A 14,828-nucleotide genomic window follows, 5' to 3' on the forward strand; every position below is an offset into this window, starting at 1 on the left:
ACATTTATCCTTTCTATACCGCTTCAATTAATGAATAAAGTTTCTTAATCTCATTCTCAGTCCCAAGATTTTCTTTTGACAATTGGTCTACTAATTTACTTCTCAGTTTTTGATCCTTTATTAACCGTTGAATTCCTATTGATATTGACTTTGCATCCATTGCTACAACCAATCCATTTACTTGATCATTAATTTGATCTTTTGCCGTACTAAAGTTAGTTACAACAATTGGTTTTTGTAGAATTTTTGCCTCATCTATAGCAATAGACTTTCCTTCAAATCGTGAAGGTTGAACATAAATATCTGCCGCTTTTATATAAGGATATGGATTTTCTTTCATTCCTAAAAGAATAAAGTGATTTTCAAGTTGGTGCTCTTTAATCATTTGTTCCAACTTGGTTCTTTCTTCTCCTTCTCCTATTATTAACCACTTTACTTGATATCCGCTTGTAATTAAATCTTTGCAAGCCTCTATAGCCGTATCAAAACCTTTCTGACTATTAAGTCTTCCTACTGATACAAGATTAGTGCCCTTCTGATTAAAATTAATTTTCTCCATTGATAACTTATTGATAATTGCTGGTGAAACAATATTATACATAACGCAAACTTTATCTTTATACATAGGAAATTGCTGTTTTAAGACATTTGAACATTCTTCTGAGACGGTCACAATATAATCTAGTTGACCAAAATATTGCATATCAAGGGCTGGGTCCATCCCTAATTTATTGTAATCATTATGAATAAAACCAATTTTTTTCTTTGCCCTAACCTTTTCAAGGCAGTAATAAATGGGATTCTTTTCTAGATATCCAATCGCTACATCATACTCTTTATTCAGCTGTTTCAAGGATTTTGAAATATATTTCCATACCCTTTGTTCACATCTTGCGTTATTTTCTTCAGTTTTAAAAATAAATCCCGCACCTATTCTTGAAGATGTAATATCTAACCTGCCTTTTTTTAGAGCATCAATAATCGCCGCTTTTATAGGCATATCAAAATATTTAAACTCTAGTGGTTCATCTAATAGATTTACCTGTTCAGGTATTTTATTAAAAAATAACCCTTCATGTTTAAATAAAAGCAAATCCACATTATACACGGTATAGTCAATTGTCTCAAGCAAGGAAATTAATGCCTTCTCGGCACCACCACAGTTTAAATTATTAATGACAAATAATAAATCTTTTTTCATGTATGAACCACCTACTAAATAATCTCATAAAGCTTATTTATTTCATTTTCGGTTCCTAATTGTTCATTAGACAAATTATTTATAAGACTTCGCTTGAGATCTTGTTTTTGTATGAGTCTTTCAATTCCTTCTGATAGACCTTTTTCAGTCATATCTACAATTAGTCCATTTATCTCATTCGTTATTTGGTCTTTTGCTGTTTCATAATTTGTCACAATGATAGGTTTATGAAGGATTTTAGCCTCATCAATTGCAATTGATTTGCCCTCATACCTCGATGGCTGAATATATATATCTCCCATTTTCACATATGGATAGGGGTTTTCTCTTAATCCCAGAAGTATAAAATGATCTTCTAGCCCCTTCTTTCGTATCATTTCTTCTAATCTATCTCTTTCATTCCCTTCCCCTAGAACATGCCATTTTATTTTATAACCTTTATTAACCAATTTTTCACATGCTCTTATAGCAATATCTATCCCTTTTTCGTAGCTTAATCTTGCAATTGTAATTAAACTAGTCTCATTTGGTCCTGCGGACAAAGAGTCTTTAATTGGATTATCTGCTAGTTGATGAATAAGAGTAGGCGAAACGATATTATAGATTACCTTCACCTTATCGTCTATTCCCTTAAAATTTTCATTTAACGATCTAGCACACTCTTCAGAAACAGTGACAATTTGATTTAATTGATTAAAATAAGGCTGATCAAAGTAACCGTCCATACCCGAATTTGTATAGTTCGTGTGTATCCAGCCAATTTTTCTTTTAGATTTCACTTTATCGACAACAAAATAAATAGCTGACTTTTCAAGATAACCTATCGCTGCATCATATTCTTTTTCAAGAACATTTATGGATCTACTTTGATATTTCCAAGTATACTGTTCTGCCCTCGATGTATCTTTAATTGCCCTGTTTTTCAGGGCAAATATAAGTCTTCCTAATGCTAGATGAAATTTATTTTTTTTAATAAATTTACGAACAGCATGATTTAATGGATATTTAAATGTTGTGTAATCCCCGAGAGGTTCAATAACATTTACTTGTTTAGGTAGCAAATTCAGAAAAATACCATTTTTATGAAATAACAATAAATCCACATTATAAGAATTATAATCCACTTGGGATAATAGGTTGACTAAACTCTTCTCCCCACCACCTGCTGATAAACTAGGCATAACAAATAATAGATTTTTCTTCATCATTTTCCTCTACTTATGAAATTAACTCATTAAGGTAGTCTGCTGCCTTATAACACATTTTCTTTATCTTGGGCATAGACTGTTGTAGTTTTTTTCTTATCTCATTTTCTTCACTAACCATCTCATTAAAACTAGAGATTAGCAATTGACTATCAGATATTTGTTCTATCCCAAGAACTAGTTTTTCTTCCCCAAACAAGTCCTTTGCTATTCCTTTTGACTTTACACTATATCCCAATACCATTGTCGGTATACATTGTGAATAAGCAGCAATGGTCGCATGGGTTCTAGCACCTATAAAAAATTTCATTCTAGCAATATATCCCTTATATTGAGTAGCATTGAGGTGATCCGGTAAGATAATTACTCTTCCAGTATCTTTATACATGTCGAAATAATTAGATAAAAGTTGATAATCATTATTTCCATTCTCCATAACATGTGGAGTGAGCGCAATCGTTAGGTTAGTCTCTTTTAATATATGATTGATAAGATCATGAATGGCCACTTTTGATTTTGGATTTTTCCCCTCGACTAATGGACTAAAGTTAAGACCTACTGTATTGCCTTCTTGCCATCCTTTGGGTAACTCTAATTCTTCTTTTTCTAATGTAAATGCAGGATCTGCACATAATTTGACATTATTTAATCCCTTATTTTTTAACATATTATACGTTAACGTTTCACGAGCAAGAATTAAATCAAATAATTTAAGATCATCTAATTTCCTTTCGGACATATCCTCTTCTCCAATTGAACATCCCCATAGGACTAACTTTTTCTTTTGCTGTTTTACCCTTTTATCTATTTCATACCAGCCAGGCTGCTCGCCATAACAGTAATTATCTCCACCAATTGACAAACAAACGTCTACATCCCGTATCCTATTAATGATATTATGATGAATTTTCCGTAATGCATAGGATTCATCCTTAAAGAACTTTACGTTTAACAAGGATATTACCCAGGAAAATGAATATTTTTTTATTTCATTTTTTGATCCATCATAAATTCCATCTAATTGTGTGATCATCTGATCTGTTTCTGGCAGTCCTGAAGCCAAATATATCTTCGTACCATTTATTTTTTCTTTTATTAAGTTAGTAGAAGATCTTACAATTGCTTCACATCCTCTGTTTAAACTCCCATTATGAGCAAACATCATGATATTCATACATAATCCTCCGGTTTATTTATTTCTTAACCTACTATACGAAGTAATGCAGTACAAACCCATAGTCATTTTTTTAAGTATCATTTTTATCAGTAACTTCTCATATCTTCCTAATAAGTGATACTTTTCAGGATAATAAATAATTAATGCCTCTTGCAATTCTTTATTTGAGATCATATCTCGTACATATTGGTACCTTCTTCGAAAAGCTAGATCCTTAGTTGGTGTAAAATAAATATAAATATAAGCTAAGACACTATTTACTAATTTAATAGCCTTAAGTTTTTCAATCTTTTTTTTCTTAATTCTATCTGCAAAAACCCTTGGTAATTCGGATGAATAAACTTCTAGTGCCCGCTTAAAATAGTCCTTTTGTAGAATATCTCTTGTTGCACTTCCCTTTACTTCTCGATAATGATATCCCATATATTCAATGTACTTTACCGTAGCTGCATAACTAAAAGCATCCATATTAAAAATTCCATCTTCACCTAAAGCTACATTGCATGGGAATATAACATTATTATCCTTTATTATCTTTTTCCTATAAATTTTATTCCAAGCAGTATTTAAATTATCTTCCATAATAAAGTGTGGTAAGATCTCTTCTTCTATATAATTTTTATGTAAACGTTTATTAACGGGAAATGGATAACTTGTTATCACCTTATGACCATCCATTTCGCTTTCAAAATTAGATATTACAATATCGCAATCATCTTTAATTGCCGAATTATATAGTCTTTCATACATGTCTTGTTTAATATAATCATCAGCATCAACAAAACCAACATACTCTCCTCTTGCAGCATTTAGTCCATTATTTCTCGCCATGCTGACTCCTTGGTTTTCTTGATTAATGAGGATAATCCGTCTATCCTTTTCCTTAAATTCATTAATTATATAACTGCTACGATCTTTTGACCCGTCATTCACAAAAATAAATTCACATTCTTCAAGTGTCTGATTAATAAGTGATTCAATACATTCGGTAATGTACTTTTCCGCATTGTAAACAGGGATAATAACACTTACTTTTATATCCATATATTGCTCCTATCAGCCAATTAAACTATATAATTTCTTTAGTTCGTCAACATTACTATGATTACAAGTCATATTATGATCAACAAATTTATTTCTTAACTGTTCATTTTTGTATAAATCTTCAATTTCAACCGCAATTGACTCAACACTTAAATCCTCACAAATAATCCCATCTTCCCCATTATCTATTTGGCTAACTGCAGTGGAATAATTTGAAACTATTATAGGCTTGGCTAAGATCTTAGCTTCTGTTACCGTTACCGCTTTTCCTTCATAACGCGAGGGTTGTACGTATAGGTCACATGCTTTCATAAAAGGATATGGATTCGTTTTCTTACCTAATAAAATAAAATTATCATCTAAATTATTCTGCCTAATTAACTCTTTAATCTTTACTTCTTCTCCACCATAACCCACAACATACCAAGAAATATCAGTGTAACCCTTATCCTTTAATAATCTTAAAGCTTTTACAGCTTTATCTATCCCCTTAGCATGTGATAATCTAGCTACAGTTAATAGTTTAAATCGTTTATCATTAACCATTCGATTATCTAATTGTTCCTGGCTCATCTTTTGAATAAATTCCGGTGAAGTAATATTCTCAATAACAGAAACTTTTGATTCTAGATCTTTATATTTTGCAAGGAATGCATTTTTGCATGCTTCAGAGACGGCTATAATATGATCAAACTTTTTCCACATTTTTAAATCCATCTCTATATCCGTTTCAATTATCGAGTAATCCGTATGAATCCAAGCAATTTTTTTTCTCGCCTTTACCTTTTCAGCTACAAAATAATGTGGCCATAAATAACTAATAGCAACGTCGTACTCTTTTTCCATTTTTGGTAAAAATGGAAGAGTATATCTCCACATCATTTGCATTTGATAATATCCAGGCTCAGCTATTTTTGTCCTTTTATGATAGTAGTTAGTATTTACTTTCGCTAAGATTCTTGATAACCCCAGAACAATATAACCTTCTTTAATTGTTTCGCTTATTGACTTTCTAAAGGTTGTGTATTGGGGAATTTCTTCTAATAAGTTGGGCTTACTTGGCAGTAATTTCATAAAGTCCCCTTGATGTCTATATAACATCAGATCTACCTTATAGTTACCGTAATCAAAGCTCTCCAACATATTGATCAAGCTTCTTTCAACTCCCCCAACTTCCATATCAAAAGAGGCGATTAATACTTCCTTCATTATGATCACCTATGTTCTTGAAACTATTTTTCTTAACTTTGCAATATTATTTCCACCGATTACACTTGCTACAGTCTTTTTTACATAACCTTTCATTCTTGCTTTCGGAGGCAGCCAGCTTTTATAAAAATAGTGCATGGCATATGTTTCGTCGGTTTTGAAGGACCGGCAGTTTATATAGTCAAATGGCGAAAAATACGTTTGTGGATAAAACACACCCAAACCATCTATTTCCTGATACTTTCCATCTGGCTTCATGCCTAAACCTTCTAGCATCTTCGTAATAATCGCTACATTGGTTAATTCATTGAAACTCCCATCCTCATGTAAAAACTTCTTGTCAGAATAGGAAACTAGGAACTGTTTAATCAGCTTATTTCCCTTTGCGGCACCAATTGTACTTGTAGCAATAAAGTTCTCCTGCTCAAAACCCCAAAAGGACTCATGATGTAATAAATTATCAAAAGGCTTGAACACTTCCACATCTGTATCCAAGTAAATGCCGCCAATATGATAGAGTGCATGGACTCTGGCATAATCACTAACAAAGGCAAATTTCCCCGCCTCATAGGACTGTCTTACATAGTCATTACAGTTCACATTAAAATTTTGTTCGTTCCACTCTACAATCTCATAATCTCTTAAGTTTTGCTTCCAGCTCTCGATACATTTCTTAACAAGCTCGGGCTTTTCTTTTCCACCAAACCAGCAATAATGAATGATTTTTGGAATCTTAATTGGTGTATTCATGTTTTCCCTCAAGACAACAAGTTTTTGTTTCATCAGTTTGATCGTTTTTCCATTTAATAAACTCGATTAATGTTTTGTATTCTTGAATATGTTCTTTCTTAATACCTGACTTTTTCATTTGTGTAATTAAATCAATCCACTCTTTATCGATCTTTTCTGACTCTACCTTTTCACCGTCTATAATCGTTTTTACATCCACACATAAAACTTGGGCGATTTTTTCGACAAATTGAACAGAAGGATTTTTATTAATGCTTCTTTCTATATTACTTAAATAAGATTTTGCCACATTGGCTCTTTCTGCTAGTTCTGACAATGTTATTCCTTTTTCCTTCCTTAATAAATAAATATTTCTCCCAATCATCCTTTTAACCAACCTTAATTTATATGACTTCATTCAGCGTTTTTGATTCTATACTATTTTTTATACTTTCAATAACCCTCATTTGTTCTTCTTCGGTCATATTTGATCCGGAAGGGAGACAAATTCCTTGATGAAATAATCTTTCCGATACATTTTCCTGATCATTATGTGAATAATGAGTGACTCCATCAAAAAGTGGCTGCATATGGAGCGGCTTCCATACAGGACGAGCTTCAATATTCTTTTCAACCAAATCTTTTAATATGACATCCTTTGAAACTCCTAACTGGGCTTCGTCAATTAACATAGCCGTCAACCAACGATTTGAATAAGTTCCCTCTAACTCCGGCATAAATTGAATCCCTGTTATGGTTGAAAGACAATCATAATAACGTTGAAAAATTGCTCTTCTTGCCTCGACTCTTTCATCTAATACCTCTAATTGACCTCTTCCAACGCCTGCTAGAATATTACTCATCCGATAGTTATAGCCCTTTACACTATGCTGGTAATGCACGGCTTCATCACGTGCTTGTGTGGCTAAGAATCTTGCCTTCTTTATTGCTTCCGCGTCATGTGAAACAAGCATTCCGCCGCCGGACGTGGTAATGATTTTATTTCCATTAAAAGAAAACACTCCAAATTTTCCAAACGTACCGCTAGCTTTCTCTTTATAACGGGCGCCAAGCGACTCCGCTGCATCTTCAATTACCGGAACCTGATAGTGTTCACATAGTGATAACAGTTCATCCATCTTCGCACTTTGGCCATAAAGGTTCACAATAATAACCGCCTTTGGCAACTTTCCTTCAGCTGCAGCATCATTCAAGGCCTTCTCCAGTGCTTGCGGCGACATATTCCAAGTCTCAGGCTCTGAATCAATAAAAACAGGCTCAGCACCTTGATAAACAATCGGGTTTGCACTGGCAATAAAGGTTAAGGTAGAACAAAATACCTGATCACCTTTTTTTACATCTAATAAAGAAAGAGCCAAATGAATCGCTGCCGTACCAGAACTTACCGCCGCAGCTTCATTGACTCCTACATATTGGGCTATTTCTTTTTCAAAGGCATCCACATTCGGTCCGAGTGGGGCAATCCAATTGGATGCAAATGCCTCACGAATATATTTCTGTTCATTCCCGCTCATATGTGGGGAAGACAAAAAGATTCTTTTATTTGACAACCTGTCCACCTCCTATTAATTTCTTACCTACTTTAATCCTTGCCGGGGTTCCTATAGCCGTACAATCATTTGGAATATTTTTAGTAACTGTGGCACCTGCCCCAATCGTGGACCATTTTCCAACCGATATCTGTGGGACGATGGTAGCACCTGCTCCAATATGGACTCCTTCTTCTACCGTGACATTGCCTGTTAAGGTAGCTTTAGGTGAGATATGAGCAAAATCTCCCACTTTTGTATCGTGTTCAATAACGGACCCTGTATTGATAATGGTATGTTTTTGAATTACTGCATCGGCATTCACTACTGCATTCGCCATGACGACAGAGCCGTAACCGATCGTTGCACTTGGACTGATAATGGCTGATGGATGGATTAAGACGGCATAACGAGGATCTAATAGATTTAGACTTTCCACGATCATCTTTCTTACTTTATTATTTCCTATCGCAACCACGAATTTGATATCATCAATATGATCCAGCATGTTCTTTGCTGAAAGCACTCGACCGTATTGAATCCCTTGATGCATATAACTTTGATCATATTTATCATCAAAATAACCAACAATTTCAATTCCTTTTATCGCTTTAACGATATCATGAATAACCTTACTGTGACCGCCTTGACCAATAATAGCTAATTTCATATATGACCCTCTTTTTTATCGACCTTACTTCCCTTAAAAGTTTCCGTTGTGACATGATTAGCCTGATTTATGCCCTCAGATTTAATCACCTTTAAGAAGGTTAATAATAAGATCTTGATATCAAGAAAGAATGTGCGATTTTCCACATACCAAACATCCAATTTAAATTTTTCTTCCCATGTAATAGCATTTCTTCCGTTTACTTGTGCCCATCCTGTCATTCCTGGCCGAACTTGATGCCGCTTTGCTTGTTCCTTTGTATATAAAGGGAGGTATTCCATTAATAAAGGCCTTGGTCCTACCAAACTAAGATCTCCTTTTATCACATTCATTAGCTGCGGCAGCTCATCCAAACTGAACTTTCTCAATAACTTACCAAAAGGAGTTAGCCTAATATCATCAGGCAGCATTCTTCCTTGGGAATCTCTTTGATCAGTCATTGTCCGAAATTTATAAAGATAGAATAGCTTTTCATTTAAACCAGGCCGTTGTTGTTTAAAAATAACCGGTGATCCCAATTTAACTTTTACCAATATTGCGACTATAAAAAGGATCGGAATGGCTAAAGTAAATAATATAATGGAAGAAATGAGGTCAAAACATCTTTTCATGCAAGGCAGCTCCCATTAAACACTTTGACTCTCTTTTTCTCATAAAAAAACCTCGCCTTTACTTAAGCGAGTTTCTTTCATTTCGTTATCTTGATATCCATCCGGATTATTTGATTGCCATCTCCATGCATCTTCACACATTTCATTTATTCCTTTTTCCGCCACCCACCCAAGCTCTTGTTTTGCTTTTGTTGGGTCTGCATAACAAATCGGGATATCACCCGACCTTGGTTCAACGATACGATAAGGAATCGCTCTACCAGATGCTCTTTCAAAGGCAGAGACTATTTCCAACACACTATATCCTTTTCCTGTTCCTAAATTGTAGGCTTCAATTCCAGGTTTCTCTGAAATCTTTTCAAGTGCTTTAAGATGCCCTTTGGCAAGATCTACAACATGAATATAATCTCGAACTCCTGTTCCGTCATCTGTTGGATAATGATTTCCAAAGACACTTAGTTCCTTTAGTTTTCCAACGGCTACTTGTGAAATATATGGCATTAAGTTATTCGGTATGCCACACGGGTCTTCACCTATTAGTCCGCTTGAGTGTGCTCCAATTGGATTGAAATAGCGTAACAGGGCAATATTCCAGCTTGGATCAGATTCATATAAATCTTGGAGAATTTCTTCAATCATCAATTTAGTCCGACCATACGGATTCATCGCAAATAGGTCCGAATCTTCTGTAATTGGAAAGCGTTCTGGTTCACCATAAACAGTGGCGGACGAGCTGAAAACTAACTGTTTTACATCATATTTCTTCATGACTTCGCAGAGAATGACCGTACTAGTAATATTGTTACGATAATACCAAAGTGGAAGATTAACAGATTCTCCAACTGCCTTAAGTCCGGCAAAGTGAATAACTGCTTCTATGTTGTTTTCTTTAAATACCCTTTCCAGTTTTTCCTCGTCCATTAAATCAATCGGATAAATTTTAAAGCTTTTTCCTGTAATTTGTTTTACACGTTTTAATGATTCTTGATTGCTGTTTGAAAAATTATCGACTACGACAACTTCATGGCCTTTGTTTAATAATTCGACGCAGGTGTGGGAACCTATGTAGCCTGCTCCGCCTGTTACAAGGATTTTCATTCAAATGCTCCTTTTATATCTATATTTATTTCATAAAATGAAGTTTTTTAAGTATATTGACTCTATTTCCTTTGTAGTATTTTTAATGTTATATTTTTTCAAATGTTCACTTATAATTCTATTATTATAAGTTTTACTATTGATATATTGATTAATTTTTTTTGCCCAACTTTCAGCATCCTCGTCAAGGGACAAAACTGTACATAATCCTAAGTCTGCCTCTTTTGGAATTGTATTTGATATAAAACAAGGAATTCCTGACGCCTGGGCCTCTATTAAAACTATCCCTAATCCCTCCCATTTGGAGGGAAATAACATAAAATCCATTAGCGATAGAATTTCTGCTACATCATCCCTTGTTCCTAAGAAAGAGATATATCCCTCTAATTCGTATTGGATGACTAACTGTTTAACTTCCTTTTCTAAACTTCCTGTACCAATCCAATAAAGATGTATATTACTTTTAATTTTCTTTAATTCTTTAATTATTTTTACAATAAATAATGGGTTTTTTGGAGGATCAATACGTCCTATCGTAATAAAATTTATTCTGTCTGCATCGAGCTTTAAATTATCTTTTAACTTAGTATGTTTTTTATCACCCGAAAATCTATTTAAATCTATTCCATTAAATATTACTTTACTTTTATTTTCCATCCATTTTAGGTCGTTCATATATTGATTTGCCTCTACTGAGCATCCTATCTTTAAGCTAGAAAATGTACTTATCAATAACTTCATAGTTATATTATATAATTTCTTAAATAAAGGTGTATTCTGGTCAGTTACTGATACGTGCGCATGTGAAATTCTAACAGGTACACCTGCAATGAAGGCAGCCAAAACATTTATTCCATTAAAAAAATCCATATGACTATGAACTACATCAAATGGACCCTCTTTTTTTAGTATTTTTATCAAATTAATGAAATGCTTAATTATTCCAGGTAGACCTTTACCAATTTCAGCTGTCCGATAAATTTTTCCACCATAATCTATTATTCTTTGCTCATGATGCTGCTTCCAATCTGTTGCTAAAGCAAAACTTACATCAAAGTTTTCTTTATTCATATTCTCATACGTATTTAAAACAAAGGTTCCTATACCCTCCGTAGATAATCCAGATGAAATTTGCATGACCTTGATCCTATGTCCCATACATACTCTCCCAATAATCAATATCAAAGTATATTAATTCTTATGAAATGGCAATGTAGAAATATACAAAACTCCTCATCTTTTACCATTTCAAATAATCACTTCTATAAACGATTGCTAGTGATATCACTTGTTCATAAATAAAAAAGATAAAATAACATATTAATATACCATAATATACGAATCTCCTATCCTGTTTGGCCATTAAAACCACTAGCCAGGAAACAAGAATCACACTATAAAGCCCAAAATATATATTAAACCTTGCAAAAATCCAATTTTTTGTCGCAATAATAATAAAAACTACTCCTAAAGTCACTAAATTTACAACATAATCACTTTTCGACCATAGCTCTCGTAACTTTTCCCTCCCAAAAAAAGCTATCACCAACGGAAATGCATTCACAGCAACCCTTAATAAACTGGATCCTCCTTCATTAACACTGCTATAAACTCCATATTTAGTATCCTCAATAGCCGAAAATAATAGTTGGGAAAATTCATTAAACCCAATTACAATTAATACTCCAGCACCCAGAATAATATATGTATCCCTTGTCCATGCCTTTCTTCGAACAATAAAGTAAACAGGAATGAATATTAATGCTGATTGATGAATGGTTGAAGCTAATAAAACAACTAATAAAAACTTTTTAAAGTTTCCGTCTAATAAATATTTGGTTGCTAAAAAAATCATTGCCGCGGCCAAACTCTGTCGGATTCCATTCATAGATACAGTAAATAAGCCTGATGCAATATAAACATACAAACTTATTTCAATCATTCGTGAATATTTATATAAGGCAATAACAATTAGTACGTTTGTGATACACGCCGTTGTAAAAACAAGTAATTGCGGATCTTTTGAAATATTATGCAAAATAATTTGCAATATATTAAAGCCAAATTCATCCTCAAATTTTATGTCTAATAAGCTCGTATCTTTCATTATGGAATAACTATGCATATAAAAAAAAGTATCACCAATATTATTCCTAAGCCCAGAAACTAATACTAATGAAAGCATAGCAATAAAAATCAAGAATTTATTTGGTTTCACATAAGTAATTTCATGTACTGCTGGTTTTGAATAGTACCTTGCGAAAAAGGATGAAATAAAGACGACAAAAAAATTAATCCAAAGGATTTCCATTGTTTAGTAATCCTTTCATTTAACTAATCAATTTTTAATACAGTTGATTTGTCAGTATTCTTTATATAAAAATACAATGCTATTCCAATGGGTGTAGCTAGAAGAGTCGTCCATTTACGTGGCGACTCAAATATAAATTTATAATTATTAATCATCATATTACTAGAGACATAGTGAATGGATTCTCTTAATCTATCTTTATAAGTCGGAGCATATCTCATTGCTGTTTTTCGAAAAAAAGAGAAGCCTTTTGGATTTTTTCGATATTGTTTAATAATATTTAAACTTGACCCATCCGCCAGATATTCTACATGACATAAAACTTCATTCATTAAGAGCAATCGACATTCCTGGTCAATCAAAATATATTTATAGCTTAGCGGACAATATTTTTCCCCATGAAATAAGGGATAGGGTGGAACTTTCTTGGTCAACTCTGTTCGATAAACTAATTTCTTATCACCTTTAACTTTATGTTTTCCATGTAAATCTGATAAAGTGGAAGCTGATAAGTGATTGGGTAGCCGGGTTCCTATAATTTTTCCATCCGGTGTTGCATCTAATCCGACTAATCCAGCATATCTATTACTGCCAAACGCTTTCCAAAATGATACGATCTTCTCAACAGCATCATCGGGCACATAATCGTCTGAATCGATACAAACATTCAATTCCGTATCAATTTTTTCATACGCTGTATTGTGCGCTCCGTGCATTCCTTGATTTTCCTGATAATAATAGCGAATCTTTACTTTATTTTCTGCTATCCAACCATCTACTATTTCTTTTGTATTATCCGTAGAGCCGTCATCAATAATTAGCCATTCAAAATCATTAGATGTCTGTCTAGTAAGACTCTCATAACATTTATGAAGGGTATATGCACGATTAAACGTAGGCGTAAAGACTGTTAGAGTTGGCTTCATCGTGATCTCCCCCATTTTTCATAATAGTGATCAAGCTATTCAGAACTAGTCTGTCAGGTCTAACATATTGATGGTAATAGTTGAAATTATTTACCATCATTTGATATCTATAGTCATCGTCCATTACTAATTTATATATTTGATTGACACATTCTTCAGGTGTTTTGAATGTGAGGTAATTTATACCATTTTGGAAATCCCCGGGTACCTCATAATGCAGTTCTTCCGTTACAATTGCTCTACTAGCGGAAACGTACTCTGCAAACTTCCAACCAATTGACTCATGTAAACCCATAGTAGCTATACAAATGGACGATTCCTTTACTTTCTTTAAATAATTATTTCTTTTCGTTACCGTTTTGTCTTCTATAACAATGTCTGTATAATGTTCATTTGAAAAATTTGATGGTGAAACACCGCCAAAGAATTGCTTTCCAAATTCTTTTCTGCATAATCTAATACATTTTGCACGAACTTCATTAATATAAACACGTTCTTCGCTTTTTGATGGTGGTATATTTAATCCTGCATCTCCTTTTGTGTCCCACAGTCTAGCCATAAAAAGAATTTTAGGATCCCTGTCCTTAATAGGTGCATTTTCAAATGATTCTACATTATAAAGACCGTTATAGTATTCACTAAACGGCAGCATACGGTAAAGCTTTTTTAACTTTTCTTTATTCGGATCGTTACCGGTCGGCACATGGGAAATGTTCCCTCTTATCGTGACCATGTAATTCAATCCAAGTGGATATATCTTATTACTGTATTTCAGCTTTGCATTATACTCCTTACTAAAACTCCTTTTGAAACAAATATCATAATCTATTAAAAGTGTATCCATAAAATTAACGTAATTCTGCCCACTTGTTAATAGATTATCGTATCCATCATTTAAGTCATATAAAACTCGTACTTCATCATTTATAATCACTTCCATCATGTTGTATGGCAGCTTATTTTTATCGTGTTTAGATAATCGTTCAATTTTTAAATCGATAATCCCTTGTCTCTTTAGCATGAGAAACCCAGCAGTTACATGGTAGAGATGAAGTGGAACTTCACCAAGTCTTATACAACATGATATTTTTTGCATT

General features: G+C 33.5%; 15 protein-coding genes. All 15 read right to left on the bottom strand.

Translation table 11 applies throughout. The annotated features are described in order from the left end of the window. Nucleotides 1-13 precede the first annotated feature (13 nt). Complete coding sequence (locus R4Z09_RS27410; RefSeq protein WP_338449832.1) at nucleotides 14-1,201, bottom strand: glycosyltransferase; 1,188 nt, start codon at nucleotides 1,199-1,201, stop codon at nucleotides 14-16. Between the two features lie 14 nt (nucleotides 1,202-1,215). Further along, nucleotides 1,216-2,406 (bottom strand): glycosyltransferase, encoded by a 1,191-nt coding sequence (locus R4Z09_RS27415; RefSeq protein ID WP_338449833.1) that lies wholly within the window; start codon nucleotides 2,404-2,406, stop codon nucleotides 1,216-1,218. A 13-nt stretch (nucleotides 2,407-2,419) separates the two neighbouring features. Next, a complete protein-coding gene (locus tag R4Z09_RS27420) occupies nucleotides 2,420-3,580 on the bottom strand; it encodes a polysaccharide pyruvyl transferase family protein (protein ID WP_338449834.1) in 1,161 nt (386 codons plus the stop codon). Nucleotides 3,581-3,595: 15 nt separating this feature from the next. Next, nucleotides 3,596-4,627, bottom strand: coding sequence for a glycosyltransferase (locus R4Z09_RS27425; protein ID WP_338449835.1), 1,032 nt, complete (start codon nucleotides 4,625-4,627; stop codon nucleotides 3,596-3,598). 12 nt (nucleotides 4,628-4,639) lie between these two features. Further along, the gene (locus tag R4Z09_RS27430) at nucleotides 4,640-5,836 is read right to left on the bottom strand and encodes a glycosyltransferase (RefSeq protein WP_338449836.1); all 1,197 of its coding nucleotides are present in this window, start codon (nucleotides 5,834-5,836) and stop codon (nucleotides 4,640-4,642) included. A 9-nt stretch (nucleotides 5,837-5,845) separates the two neighbouring features. After that, complete coding sequence (locus R4Z09_RS27435) at nucleotides 5,846-6,586, bottom strand: glycosyltransferase family 32 protein (RefSeq protein WP_338449837.1); 741 nt, start codon at nucleotides 6,584-6,586, stop codon at nucleotides 5,846-5,848. Next, nucleotides 6,570-6,950, bottom strand: coding sequence for a helix-turn-helix domain-containing protein (locus tag R4Z09_RS27440; protein WP_338449838.1), 381 nt, complete (start codon nucleotides 6,948-6,950; stop codon nucleotides 6,570-6,572). The genes R4Z09_RS27435 and R4Z09_RS27440 overlap by 17 nt, the downstream gene beginning before the upstream one ends. A 19-nt stretch (nucleotides 6,951-6,969) precedes the next feature. Next, nucleotides 6,970-8,100 carry a DegT/DnrJ/EryC1/StrS family aminotransferase gene (locus R4Z09_RS27445; protein ID WP_338453369.1) on the bottom strand — a complete coding sequence of 377 codons (1,131 nt, stop codon included), beginning with the start codon at nucleotides 8,098-8,100 and terminating at the stop codon, nucleotides 6,970-6,972. 25 nt (nucleotides 8,101-8,125) lie between these two features. Beyond that, complete coding sequence (locus R4Z09_RS27450) at nucleotides 8,126-8,785, bottom strand: acetyltransferase (protein WP_338449839.1); 660 nt, start codon at nucleotides 8,783-8,785, stop codon at nucleotides 8,126-8,128. Then, entirely contained in the window at nucleotides 8,782-9,396 is a 615-nt protein-coding gene (locus R4Z09_RS27455) for a sugar transferase (protein ID WP_338449840.1), read from the bottom strand. Before R4Z09_RS27455 ends, R4Z09_RS27450 begins: the two co-directional genes overlap by 4 nt. A 39-nt stretch (nucleotides 9,397-9,435) precedes the next feature. Beyond that, nucleotides 9,436-10,494 carry a UDP-glucose 4-epimerase GalE gene (gene galE, locus R4Z09_RS27460; protein ID WP_338449841.1) on the bottom strand — a complete coding sequence of 353 codons (1,059 nt, stop codon included), beginning with the start codon at nucleotides 10,492-10,494 and terminating at the stop codon, nucleotides 9,436-9,438. Nucleotides 10,495-10,524: 30 nt separating this feature from the next. After that, nucleotides 10,525-11,652, bottom strand: coding sequence for a glycosyltransferase (locus R4Z09_RS27465; protein ID WP_338449842.1), 1,128 nt, complete (start codon nucleotides 11,650-11,652; stop codon nucleotides 10,525-10,527). Nucleotides 11,653-11,734: 82 nt separating this feature from the next. Then, the gene (locus tag R4Z09_RS27470; protein ID WP_338449843.1) at nucleotides 11,735-12,805 is read right to left on the bottom strand and encodes an EpsG family protein; all 1,071 of its coding nucleotides are present in this window, start codon (nucleotides 12,803-12,805) and stop codon (nucleotides 11,735-11,737) included. A gap of 23 nt (nucleotides 12,806-12,828) precedes the next feature. Continuing rightward, nucleotides 12,829-13,731, bottom strand: coding sequence for a glycosyltransferase family 2 protein (locus tag R4Z09_RS27475; protein ID WP_338449844.1), 903 nt, complete (start codon nucleotides 13,729-13,731; stop codon nucleotides 12,829-12,831). Continuing rightward, nucleotides 13,694-14,827 carry a glycosyltransferase family 1 protein gene (locus tag R4Z09_RS27480; RefSeq protein WP_338449845.1) on the bottom strand — a complete coding sequence of 378 codons (1,134 nt, stop codon included), beginning with the start codon at nucleotides 14,825-14,827 and terminating at the stop codon, nucleotides 13,694-13,696. Before R4Z09_RS27480 ends, R4Z09_RS27475 begins: the two co-directional genes overlap by 38 nt. Between the last annotated feature and the right edge of the window lies 1 nt (nucleotide 14,828).

The organism is Niallia oryzisoli (assembly GCF_036670025.1).
Classification (GTDB): Bacteria; Bacillota; Bacilli; order Bacillales; family Cytobacillaceae; genus Bacillus_BD; species Bacillus_BD oryzisoli.

Bases quoted from the DNA above. Each gene is read 5' to 3' on its own strand.
- R4Z09_RS27410 (WP_338449832.1), bottom strand. From the start codon at position 1,201: ATGAAAAAAGATTTATTATTTGTCATTAATAATTTAAACTGTGGTGGT.
- R4Z09_RS27415 (WP_338449833.1), bottom strand. From the start codon at position 2,406: ATGAAGAAAAATCTATTATTTGTTATGCCTAGTTTATCAGCAGGTGGT.
- R4Z09_RS27420 (WP_338449834.1), bottom strand. From the start codon at position 3,580: ATGAATATCATGATGTTTGCTCATAATGGGAGTTTAAACAGAGGATGT.
- R4Z09_RS27425 (WP_338449835.1), bottom strand. From the start codon at position 4,627: ATGGATATAAAAGTAAGTGTTATTATCCCTGTTTACAATGCGGAAAAG.
- R4Z09_RS27430 (WP_338449836.1), bottom strand. From the start codon at position 5,836: ATGAAGGAAGTATTAATCGCCTCTTTTGATATGGAAGTTGGGGGAGTT.
- R4Z09_RS27435 (WP_338449837.1), bottom strand. From the start codon at position 6,586: ATGAATACACCAATTAAGATTCCAAAAATCATTCATTATTGCTGGTTT.
- R4Z09_RS27440 (WP_338449838.1), bottom strand. From the start codon at position 6,950: ATGATTGGGAGAAATATTTATTTATTAAGGAAGGAAAAAGGAATAACA.
- R4Z09_RS27445 (WP_338453369.1), bottom strand. From the start codon at position 8,100: ATGAGCGGGAATGAACAGAAATATATTCGTGAGGCATTTGCATCCAAT.
- R4Z09_RS27450 (WP_338449839.1), bottom strand. From the start codon at position 8,785: ATGAAATTAGCTATTATTGGTCAAGGCGGTCACAGTAAGGTTATTCAT.
- R4Z09_RS27455 (WP_338449840.1), bottom strand. From the start codon at position 9,396: ATGAAAAGATGTTTTGACCTCATTTCTTCCATTATATTATTTACTTTA.
- galE (WP_338449841.1), bottom strand. From the start codon at position 10,494: ATGAAAATCCTTGTAACAGGCGGAGCAGGCTACATAGGTTCCCACACC.
- R4Z09_RS27465 (WP_338449842.1), bottom strand. From the start codon at position 11,652: ATGGGACATAGGATCAAGGTCATGCAAATTTCATCTGGATTATCTACG.
- R4Z09_RS27470 (WP_338449843.1), bottom strand. From the start codon at position 12,805: ATGGAAATCCTTTGGATTAATTTTTTTGTCGTCTTTATTTCATCCTTT.
- R4Z09_RS27475 (WP_338449844.1), bottom strand. From the start codon at position 13,731: ATGAAGCCAACTCTAACAGTCTTTACGCCTACGTTTAATCGTGCATAT.
- R4Z09_RS27480 (WP_338449845.1), bottom strand. From the start codon at position 14,827: ATGCAAAAAATATCATGTTGTATAAGACTTGGTGAAGTTCCACTTCAT.